The organism is Verrucomicrobium sp. BvORR034 (assembly GCF_000739635.1).
GTDB lineage: Bacteria > Verrucomicrobiota > Verrucomicrobiia > Verrucomicrobiales > Verrucomicrobiaceae > Verrucomicrobium.
Window position 1 is genome coordinate 50774 of the sequence record NZ_BATQ01000014.1, and the last position, 17433, is coordinate 68206.

General features: G+C 62.4%; 18 protein-coding genes. 9 read left to right on the forward strand and 9 right to left on the reverse strand.

The features are described from left to right. Nucleotides 1-6 precede the first annotated feature (6 nt). The 9 genes from BV034_RS03015 (at nt 7) to BV034_RS03055 (ending at nt 8317) form a co-directional block, all read left to right on the forward strand. On the forward strand, nt 7-1044 hold the full coding sequence (locus tag BV034_RS03015) for an SAM-dependent methyltransferase (protein WP_050023987.1): 1038 nt from the start codon (nt 7-9) through the stop codon (nt 1042-1044). A gap of 67 nt (nt 1045-1111) precedes the next feature. Then, on the forward strand, nt 1112-1609 hold the full coding sequence (locus tag BV034_RS03020) for a hypothetical protein (RefSeq protein ID WP_050023989.1): 498 nt from the start codon (nt 1112-1114) through the stop codon (nt 1607-1609). Between the two features lie 279 nt (nt 1610-1888). Next, nucleotides 1889-2404 carry a hypothetical protein gene (locus BV034_RS03025; RefSeq protein WP_265592557.1) on the forward strand — a complete coding sequence of 172 codons (516 nt, stop codon included), beginning with the start codon at nt 1889-1891 and terminating at the stop codon, nt 2402-2404. 39 nt (nt 2405-2443) lie between these two features. Further along, nucleotides 2444-3106: a hypothetical protein gene (locus BV034_RS03030; protein WP_050023993.1), complete on the forward strand. Its 663-nt coding sequence runs from the start codon at nt 2444-2446 to the stop codon at nt 3104-3106. Then, entirely contained in the window at nt 3103-4191 is a 1089-nt protein-coding gene (locus BV034_RS03035) for a hypothetical protein (RefSeq protein ID WP_050023995.1), read from the forward strand. Before BV034_RS03030 ends, BV034_RS03035 begins: the two co-directional genes overlap by 4 nt. Next, complete coding sequence (locus tag BV034_RS03040) at nt 4188-4655, forward strand: hypothetical protein (protein WP_265592558.1); 468 nt, start codon at nt 4188-4190, stop codon at nt 4653-4655. The genes BV034_RS03035 and BV034_RS03040 overlap by 4 nt, the downstream gene beginning before the upstream one ends. Continuing rightward, nucleotides 4652-5188: a hypothetical protein gene (locus BV034_RS03045; protein WP_050023998.1), complete on the forward strand. Its 537-nt coding sequence runs from the start codon at nt 4652-4654 to the stop codon at nt 5186-5188. Before BV034_RS03040 ends, BV034_RS03045 begins: the two co-directional genes overlap by 4 nt. Next, on the forward strand, nt 5185-7125 hold the full coding sequence (locus tag BV034_RS03050) for a hypothetical protein (RefSeq protein WP_265592559.1): 1941 nt from the start codon (nt 5185-5187) through the stop codon (nt 7123-7125). Before BV034_RS03045 ends, BV034_RS03050 begins: the two co-directional genes overlap by 4 nt. Nucleotides 7126-7156: 31 nt before the next feature. Further along, entirely contained in the window at nt 7157-8317 is a 1161-nt protein-coding gene (locus BV034_RS03055) for an ATPase, T2SS/T4P/T4SS family (protein WP_050024002.1), read from the forward strand. 318 nt (nt 8318-8635) lie between these two features. Here BV034_RS03055 and BV034_RS03060 read toward each other — a convergent pair whose 3' ends face one another. The 9 genes from BV034_RS03060 to BV034_RS03100 all read right to left on the reverse strand — a co-directional run. Then, complete coding sequence (locus tag BV034_RS03060; protein ID WP_050024004.1) at nt 8636-9565, reverse strand: hypothetical protein; 930 nt, start codon at nt 9563-9565, stop codon at nt 8636-8638. Continuing rightward, nucleotides 9541-10320: an ABC transporter permease gene (locus BV034_RS03065; protein WP_050024006.1), complete on the reverse strand. Its 780-nt coding sequence runs from the start codon at nt 10318-10320 to the stop codon at nt 9541-9543. Before BV034_RS03065 ends, BV034_RS03060 begins: the two co-directional genes overlap by 25 nt. Then, nucleotides 10317-11003, reverse strand: coding sequence for an ATP-binding cassette domain-containing protein (locus tag BV034_RS03070; protein ID WP_050024008.1), 687 nt, complete (start codon nt 11001-11003; stop codon nt 10317-10319). Before BV034_RS03070 ends, BV034_RS03065 begins: the two co-directional genes overlap by 4 nt. A gap of 25 nt (nt 11004-11028) precedes the next feature. Then, complete coding sequence (locus BV034_RS03075) at nt 11029-11451, reverse strand: type II secretion system protein (protein WP_050024010.1); 423 nt, start codon at nt 11449-11451, stop codon at nt 11029-11031. 5 nt (nt 11452-11456) lie between these two features. Continuing rightward, the gene (locus tag BV034_RS03080; RefSeq protein WP_050024012.1) at nt 11457-11936 is read right to left on the reverse strand and encodes a hypothetical protein; all 480 of its coding nucleotides are present in this window, start codon (nt 11934-11936) and stop codon (nt 11457-11459) included. 18 nt (nt 11937-11954) lie between these two features. Then, a complete protein-coding gene (locus BV034_RS03085) occupies nt 11955-13172 on the reverse strand; it encodes a type II secretion system F family protein (protein ID WP_050024013.1) in 1218 nt (405 codons plus the stop codon). Between the two features lie 6 nt (nt 13173-13178). Beyond that, the gene (locus BV034_RS03090; RefSeq protein WP_050024015.1) at nt 13179-14870 is read right to left on the reverse strand and encodes an ATPase, T2SS/T4P/T4SS family; all 1692 of its coding nucleotides are present in this window, start codon (nt 14868-14870) and stop codon (nt 13179-13181) included. Next, complete coding sequence (locus BV034_RS03095) at nt 14867-15490, reverse strand: hypothetical protein (protein WP_050024017.1); 624 nt, start codon at nt 15488-15490, stop codon at nt 14867-14869. The genes BV034_RS03090 and BV034_RS03095 overlap by 4 nt, the downstream gene beginning before the upstream one ends. Then, on the reverse strand, nt 15487-17433 hold a 1947-nt coding region (locus BV034_RS03100), incomplete at its 5' end, for a secretin N-terminal domain-containing protein (RefSeq protein WP_265592560.1). The genes BV034_RS03100 and BV034_RS03095, both read right to left, overlap by 4 nt.

Below are 17433 nucleotides of genomic sequence, written 5' to 3' on the forward strand. Positions count from 1 at the left end.
TGTGCCATGCCTCCCGAAGACCCCGTCCGCCCCTTCTCCACCTGGATGGAGCAGGCTTTGTTCGCACCGGACACGGGCTACTACTCCGCCCGCATTCGCACCGTGGGCCGTCGTGGGGATTTTGCCACCTCCGCCACGGTCTCGAACCTCCTGGGTGAGGGGATCGCACGCTGGATCTCCAGCGAGTTGGAGCGGCAAAAAGGCGTGCGCGCCATCATCGAAGTGGGCGGTGGTGATGGCTCGCTGTCCGCCAGCGTCCGGAGCGCTCTCGGCTGGTGGCAGCGCCGGAAGCTCGCGTGGCACATGGTGGAGACGTCGCCCATTCTGAAGGCTCGCCAGCAGGAGCGGCTGAAAGGGGCTCAGGTGCACTGGCATGAGACGATGGAAAGCGCACTGCAGGTCTGCGGGGGTCGGGCCATCATCTTCCACAACGAACTGGTGGATGCCTTTCCGGTGACGCTTCTCGAGTGGGAGGCCACTCGAGGGATCTGGCAGGAGGTCTGGGTGGTGCCAGATCGGGCCGGATGGCGGGAGGAGTTGCGTGCTCTCACGGTGCCTCCGGGGCAAAGGGGCGCCTTTTCCGTCCTCACGCAGTGGCATGCCTTGAACCCGCCGCCGCAACGCCGCCAGAGGGTGGAGCTGCATCGTTCCTTCCGGGACTGGATGCAGGGCTGGTCATCGCATTGGCAGCAGGGCGCCATGCTCACAGTGGACTATGGGGATCTGTTCCCGGGTCTCTACTACCGCCGTGCTCAGGGCACCCTCCGCGCCTACTTGCTGCATCAGCGGCTCTCCGGCCCGGACCTCTACCAGAACATGGGGCGTCAGGACATCACTGCTGATGTGAATTTCTCCGATCTCCTTCACTGGGGAGAATCTCTGGGATGGCGGGATGGCCAGGTAGAGACCCAGGCGGCCTTCCTCAAGACTTGGGTGCCGGACCTGGAGAAGCGCCTCAAATCAAGCGGAGCCGACCAGTTTGTGGCCGGGCTGGAAGGCGCAGGAGAGGCGTTCAAGGTGTGGACCGTGCGCACCGCGTCCTAAAAAGGTTTGCACCCACCCAGCAGCGATGTTAGCTGACCGCCCCTTTTCTTTTCGTTTTCGCGTTCCCATGAAATCCCACCAAATCATTGCCGCCCTGAGCCCCGCTCTCAAGAAGGACATCACTTCCTATTTGCAGAAGGAGACCCGTGAAGCCTTCCGCACGGCGCTGTATTCGGTGGGCCAGCAGAAGAAGCTCCGCCCCCAGTACTTCCAGAACAAGTCCCGTGAAGAGCAGGGTGCCTGGTTGATCGAGCAGATCAAGACCAAGACCTTTGATGGCGTGGCAGAACAGCTTCTCCAGCTCTGGCTGCTCAAGGGCAAGGTGGACATGCTCACCGCCTTCCTGGATGCCACGGGCATCAAGCACGATGGCAAAGGCCAGGTGGACGACCTTCCGGAAGAACTCACTACCGAGCAGGTGGAGGCCGGTGTGGACGCCATGCTGAAAAGCCACCCCGCCGAAGAAGTGGCCCTCTACCTCAATCTCTTCCAGCTCCAGCGCACCGACGGCTGGTCCGCGATCACCGAAGTCTTGGAGAAGCGTGCTGAGGTGAAGCTCGGCTAAGCTGAGCTGCAGTCCTTGTCCTTGCGAGTTTCAAGCCCGTTTCGCCCTCCGGCGGAGCGGGTTTTTTTGTGTTCATCTCCCCGGTGATTTTTGAGCGATTGAATTCCAGTGAATATGATAAATGCGCGTTCGAGCATTTATTCCATAATAGGAATTATATAATTTACAGATACTGAAGTGGGTGCTAAATGTTCGTGAAATTCAACACCTTGGAGACCTATGACCAAAAAATATCCTTGGCTTGCTTTGGCAGCGATTGCACTCACGAGCGGAACGGCGATGGCTGACATCCAGCTCGGTGGGCCGGGCGTTCCGGTTGACGTGGTGGTGGCGACCAAGGTGCCGTTCAAGATCAGCTATCAGCTCCCCAACTCCTATCGCTTCGTCTTTCGCGGCATCGAAGCGCGCGGCGATACCTTGGGTGCTCCGGGGAGCTCGGGCACCAACGGAAACGGCGGGCAGTTTCACCTGAGCGCCACCGTGTCCACCTCCGTGGGTTCTGAGAAGGTCGGCAAAATCGAATTCCGCGACGTGCAGGATTTCAACCTCAGCGTCCTCAAAACCATGCTGATCACGCAGGCCGTTTACAAGGCCACCAGCTCTCCTATCTCCGTAAGCATGGAGTGGGCAGGGCAGGGCAATGCGCACAAGCCCAACGGCTTCTTCAACATTCTGGGGGAGCACCAACTCGCACCTCCAGTCCCTGTGGGAAAGCTTGAGTTTGCCGTCGGCGACATGTTGCTGACCGCGGCAGGCACGCAGCCTCCCGGTACGGCCACGATCACCCGCGACTGAGCCACCCTATTCTCCGGGTACGGAACCACTCATTGATCCATGAAGCCGCGCCAAAGAAAAGTTATCGGAGGCAAATTTTCTGCATGGCATGCAGCGTTGCTGGCGGTTGCAGCCGTGGGCCAAGGCAGCGGCGTGGCAGTAGCCCAGGTGCCTGTTCCACCAGTCGCACCGGGCGTCTCTACCTCTCCTCCCAATCCCACGCAGGCTCGTGATGTGGTGACGGAGGACGAACTCAAAAAACTGGCCCAGCAGGGAAACACCCTGTCGGCCATGCTGGCCAAATCCACGACGCAGGCCCCCGTGGCAGCCCGCCCGTCGATGGAGAGCTCCCTCTACCGGAAGTCGGTCATCCTCTACGATGGTGAAAAGCACACGGTGGTTCCCATAGGATCTGTGCTGCAACTGCCGCCGGGCTATCGCAACCGTGTGGTGGAGAAGCCTGTGGGGGTGTTCACGTTCTGGCCTGCTTTCCTCGAACGCAATGCCGCCTGGCTGGGGGCATGGGAGGTGCCCTTGCGCATGGCCGAGGGAGACGCGGAAGCAGCCAAAAAAGTTCTCACGGCCACGGCCAAAGACCCCCGGGTGCTGGTGGCTGTGTATCGCGGCGGCCCCATCACCATCCTGGAGCCTGTTCCTGAAACCAGCAGTAAAACGAAGTCGGGCAGTGGTGCTCCCGAACTGAACCAGGAGACAAAACGATGAAGAAACTGGCGTGCCTGACCGGCCTGATCTTTGCGGGCCTTGCCATGACTGCAGCGGCGCAGGAAGCCTGGGTGCGGGAAACCAACCTTGCCAACGGGTTGATTTACGACATCCCCCTCTCCCCCACCGGTGGCAGCTTCATTCCTCCGCTGCCCATTTCTGAGGCGGGGAACAGTTTCGAACTGTTCGCCAAGGGGACCGCGTGGGACACGAATGTTTATCTCCTCGATACGAAACTGATTCGTGCCTACACGCCTGCCGCCAGCTTTGAAATCGTCAGTGAAGACACCTATGTCCGGGGCGATCCCACCAGTTCAAACTATGTGAAGCGCACGCGGGCCGACCGGCCCTACCGCCTGAAGATGAAAACCAGCGGACTGGTGTGGGGCAGCACCAAACCGGCGGAAAACTCCGTGTATTTCTCCTTTCAGGGCAGAAACTATGACGCCCAAAGCTACTCCGGTTTGGGGAAAGAACTGTACATGTTGCATGAGGGCAACCTGGGGAACGTCAATCTCACACTGTACCCGCTTTATCATGAGCTGAACTCCACGACGCGCGGCGCCGGCTGCGGGGAGCAGGTTTTCACCTTTGTGCGGTATGCTGCCGATGGCGTGCCGGACACGGTGCTGGCGCAGCCCAAGCTGCAAGTATGGCCGGTGCCCTCGGTCACCGTCGAGAACCTCACTGCCGGCCAGGTGTACATTGACAAGCTCCCGGCGGTGATCTTCAACTTCAAGGACCTCTATCCAGACTCCCGCACCTACGCGCAGATCTACTCCGGGAACGCGGTGTTGGGGAAAAAGGGCACCATGGTGGGCGGCACGGAACGTCGTGTCGGAAAGTACTACAACCCGGACACCACGCTGGAGAGCGCGGACGTTCCGCAGACGCTGTCCGTCACCGTCAACGCTCTGTCCAACTACACGGCCACCGATGGCGTTTACACCCTGGAAGTGCTGACGGAATCCCCGTTCTTCAACCGCGCTCCGGAGCGTCTCAAGGTCATCACCTTTGAGGTGGACCGCATCATCTCCTCCCGCGGCAAGCTGAGCACCGCTGAGGGGGCGGCCACCGGGCCATGAAAGCGGCATCACCAGGGCGCCGTTGTCGCGGGTGCCGGGGCAGCCTTTTGCTGGAGGCCTCCATCGCCATGGGGGCGGCGGCCATTCTGGCCTTGCTGCTTATGAAGTCCTCGCTGCTCTCTATTTCCGGGAACCAGTGGGCCTCGGTGCAGTCGTTGGCGGACGCAGCGCTAACCAAGGAGGCGGCGCTGGCCCAGCGGGTTCCCTTTGCGGACCTGACTACGGCAACCTCCTTGTGGCCGGACGCTGCGGCGGGCATTCCTTCGACCGGGCAGAGTGTGGTGATTGGCAGGATGACAGGAGGCAACCCGCTTTCGGGCACCCTCACACGGTTCCGCGTGAGCGCCACACCGACTGACGACGCAGAGGCGGATCTCACCCTCTGGCGGCTCTATTCCGTCCTCCGCTACAAGGTGGGGCAGAACGACTACGTGAAATCCAGCTCCACACTCCGCGTGCAATGACCTGCCTTCCTCCCAGAACCCCGGCCTGGAGGTCAAACGCCGGCTTCAGCCTGCTGGAGACCTCCGCCGCGATGAGCATCCTGCTCGCTCTGGCGCTGGCGATGCTGGTGATGCTCCAGCAGCACATTGCTTTCATGAACCTGGCCCGGCAGCAGGGATTTCTCACCACGGACGCGCCGCAGGTGGGGAATCTGGTGGGCCGGTTGTTTGCGAAGGCGGACCACTACTTTGTCTATGAGACTCGTGCGGGGGCGCTAGCCGGAGCTCCGCCGGTGCTGGTGAACGGGAAGGCTGCCCGGCTCTACTTTGAGGCGGCCAACGGGGAGACCCGCGAGCAGTGGATCACATCTGATACGGCGGGCGGCACCACGTCCCTGGTGTGTCGGTCCCGGCGCGCGGACGGCTCGGAGTTTTCATGGACTGTCTGCACCGGGCTGGCCGGTGCCACTTTCCATTGCAATGAAGGCGTGCTGGGGGTGACGCTCAGAGGGGCCAGTGGCGAGGAAATAAGTTACTACGGAGGAAGCCAATGAGCAGGCGTTTTCGCAGTTCCTTTCAGCGCGGGTTTGCGGCGATGCCGATGGTCGCCACCTTCTCCCTGCTCATGCTCCTGGGGGTGACGATGGTGTTTCGCACCAGCCTGCTGCGTCGTGATCAGGCTGCCAAGGCACAGCTGCGGCAGGACTACCGGGAGCGGGAGGAGGCGGTGCTGCGCTCTCTCATCGCGGTGTTTCCGAAGAAAGCCATCGCCTGCATGAAGGCGGGCTATGCGTCCTCCGACAATCACACGTGGCGTGCCATTTTTGACGAAGCTCTGCGCACTGCCGTGGTGGAAAAGTCCCTGCCGGACGTCGCCGTCACCGCCATGGGGTTGTCGCGGGTCCGGCGTGGCGACGTGGGCGACCACACCACCACCGAAGCCGCCGGCTGGATCACCTCCCTCACAGGGGTGGCGGGAAACGTTACTCCTGGAACCACGGCGTATGCCTCTGTGTTCCAGGGGCCCCAGTTCGCGGGCAAGGTGCCGCCGCTTCTGCAGGCCCCTGCGTCGCTTGCGGACGTGGACGCTTTGCGGCCCGTGGTGCATCTGGACAAGATCTACACCACCCAGTCGCCCGGGCTGCTGGCAGACGTCACCAAGTATCCCCGCTTCAACCTGATCCCGTATCCCAACATCCGCTTCGGCTATGCCAGCCCGGGGGCGCCGTTTGTGGCCAAGAGGAACTGGTGGGCCTTCTCCATCCGCTACGGCAAGAAGGTCGGGCAGAAGAAGAACTACATCCTTTCCCTGTACGAGGTGCCTTCGCAGCTTCCGATTGAGGCGGGCACCTTCGCCGACATCGGGCGTCATGAGGACGGGACGACCTGGGGCGCGGGCATCACCATCGACGGTGGCGTGTATGCCGACAGCCTGCGGATGAATGGTGACCATGGGGCCAGCCGGGTGGCAGGGCGCAGGTCCATTGATGTGGAGGGCACCACCAGCCTCGGCGGTACGGCGGTGACCGATGACTTTGACAAACTCGGCGTGCGGGAGCGCATGCAGGCGGAGCTGGGGACCAGCGCGCTGCCAGTGGCACTTTCCGCGAACTCTGGACGGGTGGTCTTTTTCCCCATCCCCACTGGTCCCGCTTTCCTGACCCGGCCTGCTGGCACTCCGACCACTTGGGATACCTATGTCGGTGGCGGCAGGAACTGCAAAGTTTCGGTCGAGGCGCTGGCCATGGTGAGCATTGATGACCAGACGCCTGTGAAGCTTCGGGTGCGTTTCGCAAACCCGGCAGGCACAGTCACCGAGATGATTCTTCAGAGGGGTCAGAACTGGCCCACCCTGCTTGAGGCCGGAGGGGAGGCGATGCCGTTTCAAACTGAACTCACCAACAGCAACCGCTCCTGTGTGACGTTCTATCCCGCGCTGGTCGATGCCTGGTTGCAATCAAAAGGGGGGGCGACGGTGGCCGTGAACAACAGCTACCATTTTTCGACCGCCCCGGAGGCCGATCCCCTGACAGTGAGACCCTTTTCGTCGCCGCCCACTGCCGTGGACATGTGTGTGATTGTGAGAAAAGGGCAGGACCTCACGCCTTTCACCCAGGGACTTTCGATCATGGCTCCCTTGCGAGTTTACATCGGCGATGACCTCAACGCTGTGCCTGCCGCAGCTCCGCCCGCGGGTTCCGGTCTGTCAGCAGGCTCTGTTTATTACCCGCCCATGTCCATCTTTGCAGCGGAGATGCGTGTCGGCACCACGCCCTTCACCCGGCCCTTTGAACATCATGGGCAGATGGGATCCCTCCTTTCAGGGGCCAGCACGACCTGGCGACCGCTCGATATGAAATCTGGCACAGAAGAGGCGGTGCACAACCAGGGGCTCCAGGCCGAGCTTTCACCGCTCCGTAGCCCAGCAGAGCTCCCGCCAATCCACCAGATGAACTGGTTGGTGGTGATTGAAGAAATTCCTCAAAACTAACTGGAAACTGGACTCCCATCCATCCGCAAACATGACCGGCATTCCTGACTCCCCTGTGCAAAATCTTCTGGGCCGACTTGCAGAAGCCTACCCGGGTCGCGAGATCTCCGATGTGCAACTGCGGTCCAATGGGCTGATCTATGTCCACACCAACCGTGGCATCGAAATCGCGGAATCCTTCGGTATTCAGAGCGATGCCATGGTCCACCAAGTGGCGGAGGCCCTGTATCTGAACCAGACGATGGAGATCTGGACGGATGTGAGTGCGGCTGGCTCGGTGGACAAGATGTGGGAGCTCGTGAAGACCCGCCGCGTTATCGATTTCAGCTGTGATGCCGGAGCGCTGGGTGCCCCCGTTCGCATGCGTGTGCAGTTGCACCTTAGTGAGGGCGGCATGGGGCTGACCACCCGCTGGTTGCGTGGGACCATCTCACAACTGGAGACGCTGGGGCTTGATTCCATGATCTCCGACAGTCTGCGCGAGCTCATGCAGCGCCGTTTCGGTCTTGGCCTTATCACAGGCCCTACGGGTTCAGGGAAATCCACCACCCTCGCTGCGGTGCTGGACTGGGTGCGCCGGAACTTCCCCAAACACATCGTCACGGTCGAGGATCCCATTGAATACCGCTACTCCGCCACGATGGAGGATCCCAACCAGCCGGGAGTGCAAATTCCCAGCCCCTCCCTGGTGACCCAGCAGGAGGTGGGCAAGCACACGAATTCCTACCAGTCTGGTCTGAAGGAAGTGCTGCGCAAAACGCCCAACATCATCCTGATTGGAGAAATCCGGGATCGGGAAACCATGGAGACCTGCATCGAGGCCGCCCAGACGGGTCACTTCGTTCTTTCCACACTCCACACTCGAGGGGCGGTGAAGACCATTGACCGTATTCTCGAGTTTTTCCCCAAGGAACAGCAGCCGGCCATTCTGCATCGCCTGGGTGAGACTCTCACCTTCGTGCTCTCCCAGGGTTTGCTCACGGGCTTCAATGGCCGCGTGCTCGTCACGGAGTATCTTCAGAACACCAGCGAGTCGGTGGCCGCCGGTATCCGGGCATATGATGGCAACGCGACGTCCCTGGCAGACGCCCTGCGTTACAAGGGCAATCTGCGCTGGGACCAGAGCCTCCTGCAGCTTTATCGTGGCGGGGCTATCTCGGAGAACATCTTCAACGCGAACTTGCTGGGTTGAGGCGAGGCACGAGCCGCCACCCTGGGTACAAGGACGAGTGAGCCAGAACTCCAAAGTGAGTTCTACAGACTGTGATCGGACTCTTGAGTCGTCCTCGGCGCGTAGCAGAACGTCTCCGGGTGATCTGGACCGTTTGTTGAACTCCCTTGGAGTTCCGTGCTATCCCATCGATACCCGAGGTGGCGACCGCTTCGCGGTCTGACCCCGGGCTGCTATGTATCACGCCGTTGGCGTGGAGTTTCCGCGATGATAGACGGGTGTCGCATCCAAAGCATGAGATTGGGCCGACCTAAACAAAGGCTGTAGGCCCCGTTCCCTTCAGTTCGAACCTGCCTTGCTGAGGACGCCGGTCCGGGAGAGCTGCGTGCGGATTCTCCCGGCCAAAGTTTCCAAGAACCGGGCGTGGTTTTCGAGCTCTGCCCGGCGCACTTCTGGAATGGCGGCCCACCAGCCTTCGTTCTGGGCATGGGATCGCAGCTGGCGGTAGCGGTCCAGGCAGGTGTCGAGATCCTGCCATGTCCGGGAGGCGGCGGCAAGATCGGTCTGGCCGGGCTGGAGTCTGGCGTTCAGCAGGTTGATGGCGGCTCCCGCCCCTGTCAGGCAGTCGGCCAGCCCGCTGTCATCTGAGAGCGCGTGTTTCAAGGCGCGCTGGGCCAGTTCTTCTGAGGCCTTCTGAGCCGCGTCAGGAGACCCTGCTCTGGATTGAATCTGGAAGTGAAGGATCTCGTAGAGGACCGCGTCCCCGGGATCCAGCTGGCAGGCCAGACGCAGGCGCCAGTCGGCGGCGGCGTTGATGTAGCGGCTGTGAGCTGCGGAGAGAGCCAGCGGGCCATCCCGGCGGGTGCGGGCAGCATCGAGGCGGGCGATGAGTTTGACTCCTCGATCCAGCAGGGAGCCGCTGGCTTCCTCTGGGGTCTCTATGACCGGTGCAGGAGCCACGGGAGGCGGAGGCACGGGAGGCTGGCCACGGCGTGCCAGCCGGCCCGGCATGGGCGGCGGCGGTGGCGTTTGGCTGGTTGCACCCGGTGCGACGGCCGCGGGCTGGTGATTGCGCGTCTGCTCTCCGCCGTGCCAGTAGGCATAGAGGGAGTCTCGCATGAGCCTGGCGACCAGGCTGCCATAGGCACTGCCAGCAATGCCGAACGCCGGCGGGGCCGAGGGCTGCGTGGCTGGGGCAGGGGCGGCAAACCGGCCGGTGACCCACACTGCGGCCGCGGCCCCGATCAGGAGCGGGTACGAAATGCGCATAATCCGAGGAGGAAGAACGCCACGCCTTCAAGACCCAGGCAGATGACGGTTTGGAAAAAGGAGGCCAAGGGAAGCGGACCCATCTTGAAGACCAGACGCGGGGTGAGATCCGCCAGATGGTAGTGGGGGATGAGCATCCACAGAGTCTTAAACACCCCATTGTCACCGGAGGTGAGCATGGGTTCGAGCCAACCACTGCCGAACAGTCCGAGGAAGAGCAGCCCCACCGGGGCCAGGAAGGCGATTACCTCCGAGGTGCGGGTGCCCAGGGCCACGCTGAGCATGAGCAGCGGCATGGCGACCACGCCATAGAGCACGGCATACTGGACCACCAGACCAAACCATCGGGCGGCCTCTGTCGGGTTGGACGGACTGCAGAAGACCACGCACACGCCGGCCGCGATGACGGCCAGGGCGGCTGCCCAGATGAGCACGGAGGCATTAATCTGCATGAAGAGCTGGGCAGGCTTCAGGCCGCCTGCGCGCAGATGCTCCAGAATGCCCTCCCGCCGCAGACGATGGCCCAGGGCGGCCCCCTGGAAAGGAAGCCAGGTGAAAAGCGCAAGCCAGACATAGAGCCATGCCGCCTGGGCCCGGGCGGGCTGTAGGATCACCGGCTTCTCCTCCCAGGGTGTGACCAACGGGGCCAGCCAGGCAAACAGGAGAGCTCCCCCCAGAAGCAGCCAGCAGCTTCCCCTCACGGTGAAGCTCGAGGTGCATACATGAAACAACGGCCAGCTTCGTTCAGATCTCATTGGTGCAGGGTACGGTAAGTTTCAAGCCAGGAGTCCCCTTTGCGGGATCCCGTGTGGTGCAGCCGGCCGGACCGGATGGTGAAGAGAGAGTCGGCCCGTCGGACGCTTTCCAATTCATGGAGGATGACGAGACGGAGCGCGTCGGTGCTGGCTTCTGCCCAAAGCGCGGTGACGACCTCACGGGTCTCTGCATCCAGCCCGGACAAGGGTTCGTCCATGAGGAGCACGCTGTGACCTGTTTGATGGAGGCGGGTTTCTGCGATGATGAGAAGCACCTTCTGGCGGTTGCCGCGGGAGAGTTTGCCGATCGGGCAGGAGAGGTTGAGCTTCAGGATTTCAGCCAGCCGTTCGGCCTCGTGGAGCGCCCGGCCTTTGAACAGGGAGCGAAAGAGGGCCAGAGGCTTGAGTTCCTCGTCCATCTTCAGTTCATCCGCGAGATAGAGGACGCGCCCGTCCACTTTCAGGCTGCCGCCCAAGGTGGGGCTCAGGCCGGCAAGGGAACGCAGGAGGGTGGTTTTGCCGACCCCATTGGGGGCCACGAACAGGTGGAGTCCGGCCCCAATGTTGACGGGCTCGCTGGCCTCGACAAGCGTCCGGGCCTGGCGGCGCCAGAACGGGCCGGCATGGTAGCCAAAGCGTGTGCCGGGGGCGATGCTGAGGCTGGGGGAGGAGGTGGCGTTCATGATCAAAACGTCGCGGTTCAAGGAGTTACTGCCCCGCATCCCAGAGCCCGTCTGTCTGGGTGGTCGAGGGATCGTAGCGGGTCGTGCCGACGGCGAAGTAGGGTGGCATGACGGAATGGACCACGGTCAGGGGCTCACCTTTGAGGCCAGTTGCGGTGGGGATGGATGCCCAGCCCTCAGGCAGGTAGGGCAGAAGGTCGGCGGCAGGTACGCCTTGGATGTCGGTGGTGGGGTGGTCGGCGAGGTAGCTTCTCTGGGCGGCATGCACGGCCTGGAGGGAGATCGCGGCACCCTTTGCTTTCTTCCAGTCTTGAACGGCATTGATGCTGAAGCCAGTGAGCATGCCGAGACCGAGGATCAGAGAGATCACGAGGCTGATCTCCAGCAGCGTAAAGCCGGCCACGGCGCGGTGGCGCTGACGGTAGGGAGTGACACGGATGGTTTTCATAGTGATCAGGGTTTGGCCGGCGGGGCCGGGTTGGTGGGGGGCACCAATGCTCGCGGTATGACCCGGAATTTTCCTTCGGCCAACGGTTCCTGGAGGGGGATGGGGACCGAAGCTTCGGTTAGGTCTCCAGTTGCCGGCTCAGCCGCCTCTGGAGCGGCACTGGGAGGAATCTTGAACGTGCCGCGACGACGAACGACCAGGATGCGGGCCCGGTCCATGTCGAGGGGCCTTAGAGCTGCCTCCGCGATGTCGGCGGACGGTGCGGGCTCCGGCACGGGAATAAAGGGAATAACAGGTGTTTCCTCCGCCTTTCCCTTGTCCTGTGCTGTTGCCGTTCCCGGAAGGGGGCGGGGGGCAAGCTTGGGTTTCTCCACGAGGATCTCCGGTTTCGGAGGGGCGGCGGAAAGTCCTGCGGTTGGCGCAAACGCCGCCGCCAGCGTCAGCGCGCCAAGGAGAATCTGGAGGGGTGGAAGGCGGAAGTTCATGGTGGAGGACGAGCTTGCTTACATGGCGCCGGAGGCCATCATGCGGGGACCCATGAGGAAGATGGGCAGCATGGCTCCGGCAAAGACGAGAGCGATGAGGCACATGGCCATGGCCAGGGTGATGAAGTTGATGATCTGCGTGAAGTCCGACATGGTCTGGGCGGTGTCCTCCTCGTAGATGTCCCGGAGCATCTCGAGCTGCTCGGGGAGGGAGGCGGACTTTTCCCCGATGCCGATCATGTGGATGACCTGGGGGTCGAGCACGGCGTTCTTCTTGAGCGCCTCCGCGAATGGCAGGCCGGAGGATTCGTAGATCTGGGCGGAGGTGAGCAGCGGGGTGTAGATGGGTGTTTCCTGAACCACCTTGGCGGCCAGGGTCGCGGCCCGCGCCAGGTTGATGCCGTTGGCATAGAGCATCTGGAGCGTGCCCACGTACGCGGTCTGCCGCAGGCCCATGACCAGCTTGGTGAGGAGCCGCCAGCGGCTCATGAAGAAATGCAGGAGGCGGGCGCGGAGCTCCTTGGAGCGGAACAGGCCGACGATGAAGGCCGTCAGGGCGATGATGAAGAACGGCCAGGTCATCTGGACGACATGGCTGAAGGAAAAGATCACCTTGGAAAGCGGATCTGGTTCCTGGCGGATGCTCTTGAGAGTACCCTCCACCTGGCTGACGACACTCACCTGAGACCAGATGAAGAGGACGATCTGGAAGAGGATGACCAGGCACGGCACCATGAGCGCGTTGCGCAGCTTGCTGGCGAACATCATCTCCACCTTTAGCTTGCGCGCCATGGAGCTGAAGGCCTCGTGCAACTGGCCCGCATCTGCGCCGGCCTCAATCATGGTGATGATGGTCGAATCAAACTTGCGTTCCTTGGCAAAGGCGATGTGAACCGGCAGACCTGCTTCAAGCCGGTTGCGGATGCTGATGAGCGAGCCCTGCAGTGCCGGATCGGGCAGGCCCTGGGCGTAGTAGAGGAGTGCGTCTGCCGTGCTGATGTTGGCCCTCAACATGGAGGCCAGGCCCCGGAAGAGCTTGATCGCATCCTTCGTGGAGATGGGACGGTTGGTCTGCGAGCGCTGATGGGAACTGGGCAGGGGCTTCACCAGAGCCACCCTGAATCCTTCACGGGCAGCGAGCAGAGAGGCCTGGTCCCGGTTGAGCGCTTCAACAGCGATCACCTTGGAGACCTCAGGCTTCTTGATGTTCCGGAGGGTGACTTGGAAACCGTTCATGGCTGGCTAGGATTCATAGGTGAGGTCCAGCACCTTGCGGAGGGCGTCCATGTCCGTGCGCCCGGCCTCCAGCAGCTTGAGGCCGTTGTCCCGGAGGGAGGGCAGGTTGCTGTCCTTGCGGATGGCTTGCTCCAGTTCAAACGGGGTGATCTGCCCCTTCGCGAGGGCATCACCAATGCGTGGACTGATGGGAAGGATTTCCAGAATGGCGGTGCGGCCGGCGTAGCCGCGGCCTTTGCACTCCGGGCAGCCTTCTTTGCGGTGGGTGTAAACCGTGCGCTGGAGCCAGGCGGGATCAAGCTGGAACAGCCGCACTTCACGCTCACTCAGCCCCGTCTGTTTCTCGCGGCAGGCCGGGCAGAGCAGTTTGACGAGGCGTTGGGCGCAGGCGGCCTTTAGCGTTTGGGCGATCTTCCACCGCTCCATGCCGAGCTGCTCGAACCGCTCGATGATCTGGGAGGCACGCGGGGTGTGAATGGTGGTCAGCACCTTGTGACCGGTGATGGCGGCCTCGATGGCCAGCTCGGCGGATTCACGGTCCCGGACCTCCCCCATGAGGATGATGTCCGGATCCGACCGCATGAAGCTGGTGATCATGGGCTTGAACTCTGAGGAGTCGCGCAGGTCGCAATGGGTCACGCCGGGGATCTCATCCTCCACCGGGTTTTCCAGCGTGAGGATGTTGTCCTCAGGGCGGTTGAGCTCCCGCAGCATGGCGTTGAGCGTCGTGGATTTCCCAGAACCCGTAGGTCCCGACATCACGATGATGCCGGTGGGCACGGCCATTGCCTTCTCCAGCTCGAAGAGCGTCTCTTCGTCAAAGGCCAGCGTTCCCATGCCCAGCCGCGCTTCCAGATGGGTCTTGTCCAGCAGCCGCATCGTCACGTGGTAGCCGCGATAGGTGCGGTGGCGCTCGTAGCGCACCCCGACCGCGCGGCCATAGTAGGTGGCGGTGAACCGGCCGGAAATGCCCGGGCGTTTGTTGCGCTCCTCCGGCGGCAGACGCATGAGGTTGAGCAAGAAGGCATCGATGCGGTCGCGCAGTTTGACCGGCATTTCCACTTTGGAGCCGAGGTCTCCATCGATGCGGTAGCTGTAGGCGATGGAGGTCTTTTCTGTTTTGATGTGGATGTCCGAGGCGTGCAGCTTGATCGCGTCCGAGACCATGCTGGCCACGAGCTGGGCGATCGGCTCATCATATTGCCGGGTCACGTCGAAGTCGGGAATCTCCAGACTGAACTCGTCCACCTCGAGAGCCTCCAGGTCAGCGCGGCTCGGGCCGGAGCTTGCTGCAGTGCCTTCAATCACCGTGGACACCTCGGAGGCGAGGGTCACGACCTTCAGTATTTCCTCGTCCGGAAAGCGGGTGGCACAGTAGTCATCCGCGCGGTAGTCCCAGGGATTGGCGACGGCGAGCAGGATCTGCTCGTTGCTGCGCCGCAGAGGCACAAAAAGGCCGCGCGAAAGGGCGGAGGGATCACAGTAGCCGACCAGTTCGGAGTCGGCGAGGTCGCGCACTTGGGGGAAGGCCGGCAGGCCGGAGGCCTTGCCCACCGCACCCAGGATCCGCACCTTGGAGCTTTTGCGCACGATGGCTTCGTCCGAGAGAAACTCGTCTTGCGAGTTGTTCTCCCGGAGCTGTTCCACGATCAGTGACCGGATGGTGTCGTTGAATTCGACTCCGAGGTTCAGGTTCATGCGGCGAAGTGGCGTTGGACCAGACCTTCCCAGAGGGGGAGATCCACGATGAAGGAGAAGATGAAGGGCGCGTCGGCCTGTCCGCCGGCGGTCATCTCATGCCGGATCCAGTCCGCGGCGACCACGGCGGACATGGGGTTCAAGGAAGCAATGTGCACGATGCTGGTTTCACCGGCGAGCACGGAGGGGCAGCCGAGCAGGGAGCAGGCGATCCGGAGGGCGGGGCTGTGCTCATAGAGGGACTTGGGCCGTCCCGGCAGCGGCCCCACGCTCCAGTAGTGCACATGTTCGTGCAGGCGGTGGCGCAGCACCTTCTGCATGCGGGCTACTTCCCCCTCAGCGGTCAGCTCGTGAATCTTTGACTGGGTGCGCGCGGCGAAGGCCAGGAAATCAGTGATGGTGGGAGAGTCTTGAGCGCTGCCCGAACTGAGATGGGCACGATAGTTGGCCAGGATCTCACGGGCCTCGTCGTCCGTCATATAGCCGCCCTGTTGCAGGTGGCTGGCGGTGCAGGAGGCGATCTTTTCAAGAGCACCCATGCCCGCACTCAGCTGCCGGGAGGCCTCCTGGGGGAGGTACGCCAGGCCACTGATGTTGGCAGTGATCCTTGCAGGGTTCATGGCCGGTGGGAGGAGCTGGTGATGGGGCGCCGCTCTTCGCGGGAGAAAATGCGTTTCAGCCAGGGGCGGGACTGCGGGGCCTCTTGGGGTTGGGGGGAGATATCTCCTCCTTCACTGGGGATGGAGGAGGAGGGGCCCGGGGACTTTTCGGACGGGCCACCGCCCATGGGCACGAGCCAGGAGGGCTCCAGCCGCTGGCTCATCTGTTCCAGATAGGGCCGCTCCATGCCGGAGTACGCGCGGACTTCTTCGTTCACGCGCTGGATGGCGTGGATGCTGCCGGCATCATACGCACTCGGCGTGATGATGAACACCAGGCTGACCTTCTCCATGGTTTTTTCCTTGTACCGGAAGAGGTGTTTGAGGACGGGAACGTTGCCCAGCACCGGCACCTTGTTCTTGTTGTTGCTGCTGCTGTAGTCGTAGAACCCGCCGAGAATGAGTGACTGTCCTGCCGGGATGCGGCTGATGGCATCGGCCGTGGATTCGCTGACCCGGGGATAGAGGTTGCCGTTGTTGCCTTGAACCAGCTCCACGATCTTTGCCACACGGGGGCGCAGTTTCATGCGGATGGTCCCGTCCGGGAGCATGGTGGGGGTCACGGTGAGGGTGACGCCGATCTCACGGCTCTTGTCCGGCTCCTCCATGGCATCCGGATCGTCCTTGTCGATCTTGTAGCGCACCTCGTCTGTGATGGTCTGTCCGGCATCGGTCTGGGAGACGTTGGAAGTGACGATGGGGAAGCGGTCCACGATGGAGATGATGCCCTGCTCATTGTCCTCCGTGATGATGGTGGGGCAGGACTCCTGGGAGACGATGCCGTTCTGCTCCAGGGCGTGGACGATGGCCTGCACCTGCATGCCATCGAAGACGAGACCCGGGCCATCCTGATAGATGCTGTTGTGGTCTGAACTGCTGGAGGTCGTTTTGAACCCCTCGGCCGTGCTGGTGTTGTCGTAGTTGGAGTTGCCGGGAACTCCGACAACGCCTGCTGCCTTCGTGATGTTCTCAAAGGAGTTGGTCATCTCGCGGGCCACACTGCTGGCCTTCGTCAGCGTGCTGGTGTCCGGAAGGTTGAACATGGCGTTCAGGCTCTGCTCGGCGGAGATGGTGATGCCGTCTCCCAGGGAGGTCTTCCAGTCCACTCCCACCTTTTTGCCCCGCGTGTTGGTCACGCGCAGCACGCGCACGTTCACGGAGATCTGCTGCTTCGGCCGGTCGAGCTTTTCCAGGAGCTCCCGCACCCGACGGAGCTTCACGGTATTGTCCGTGATGAGAAGGGTGTTGGTCTTTTCCTCGAACTCGATCTGCCCCACATTCTTCGTGAGCAGGGGACGCATGATGGATTTGAGCTTTTCAAAATCCTGCTGGTCGGGTCCGGAGGATCCGCCCGCCTCGCCCCCGGCACTGGCGCCACTGCGGCTCAGCGGGGAGCCGCGCAGATACTTGAGCTGGTAGCTCATGATTTCCACGGGCAGCCTCGCGAGCTGCATCTCGTTCATCATATAGACCGTGGAGCCCTGCTGGTAGAGGCTCAGCCCGTAGGCCACGGCGATCTCCTCCATCTGCCGGAGCGGGTTGTCCAGCTCCAGATGACCGGTGAGAATGAACTGCGGTCCGTTGATCTCCGTGTTGTAGAAGTATTGCAGCCTGGCCTTGCGGGCGAGGTACTGGAAAACTTCATTGAGGGGAGCGTTGTCCACCCAGTATCCGGTCGCGTCCACGGAGGGGAGTGAGGCGGTCGAGGAAACACCCGCTGCCTGGGGGCTGGACACCTGCGGGAGGGGGGCTGGCACTTCCGGATGGGGAAGCGGTTCGGAGACTAGGGCGGCGGGAGCAGGAGAATTTTCCGGGGCAGCCGGGCTGGGCTGGGCCACCAAGATGGCGGCGGGAATGTCCACCATGGGAGCCGGGGACGGGGCGGTGGGGGCGGCAGCGGATGG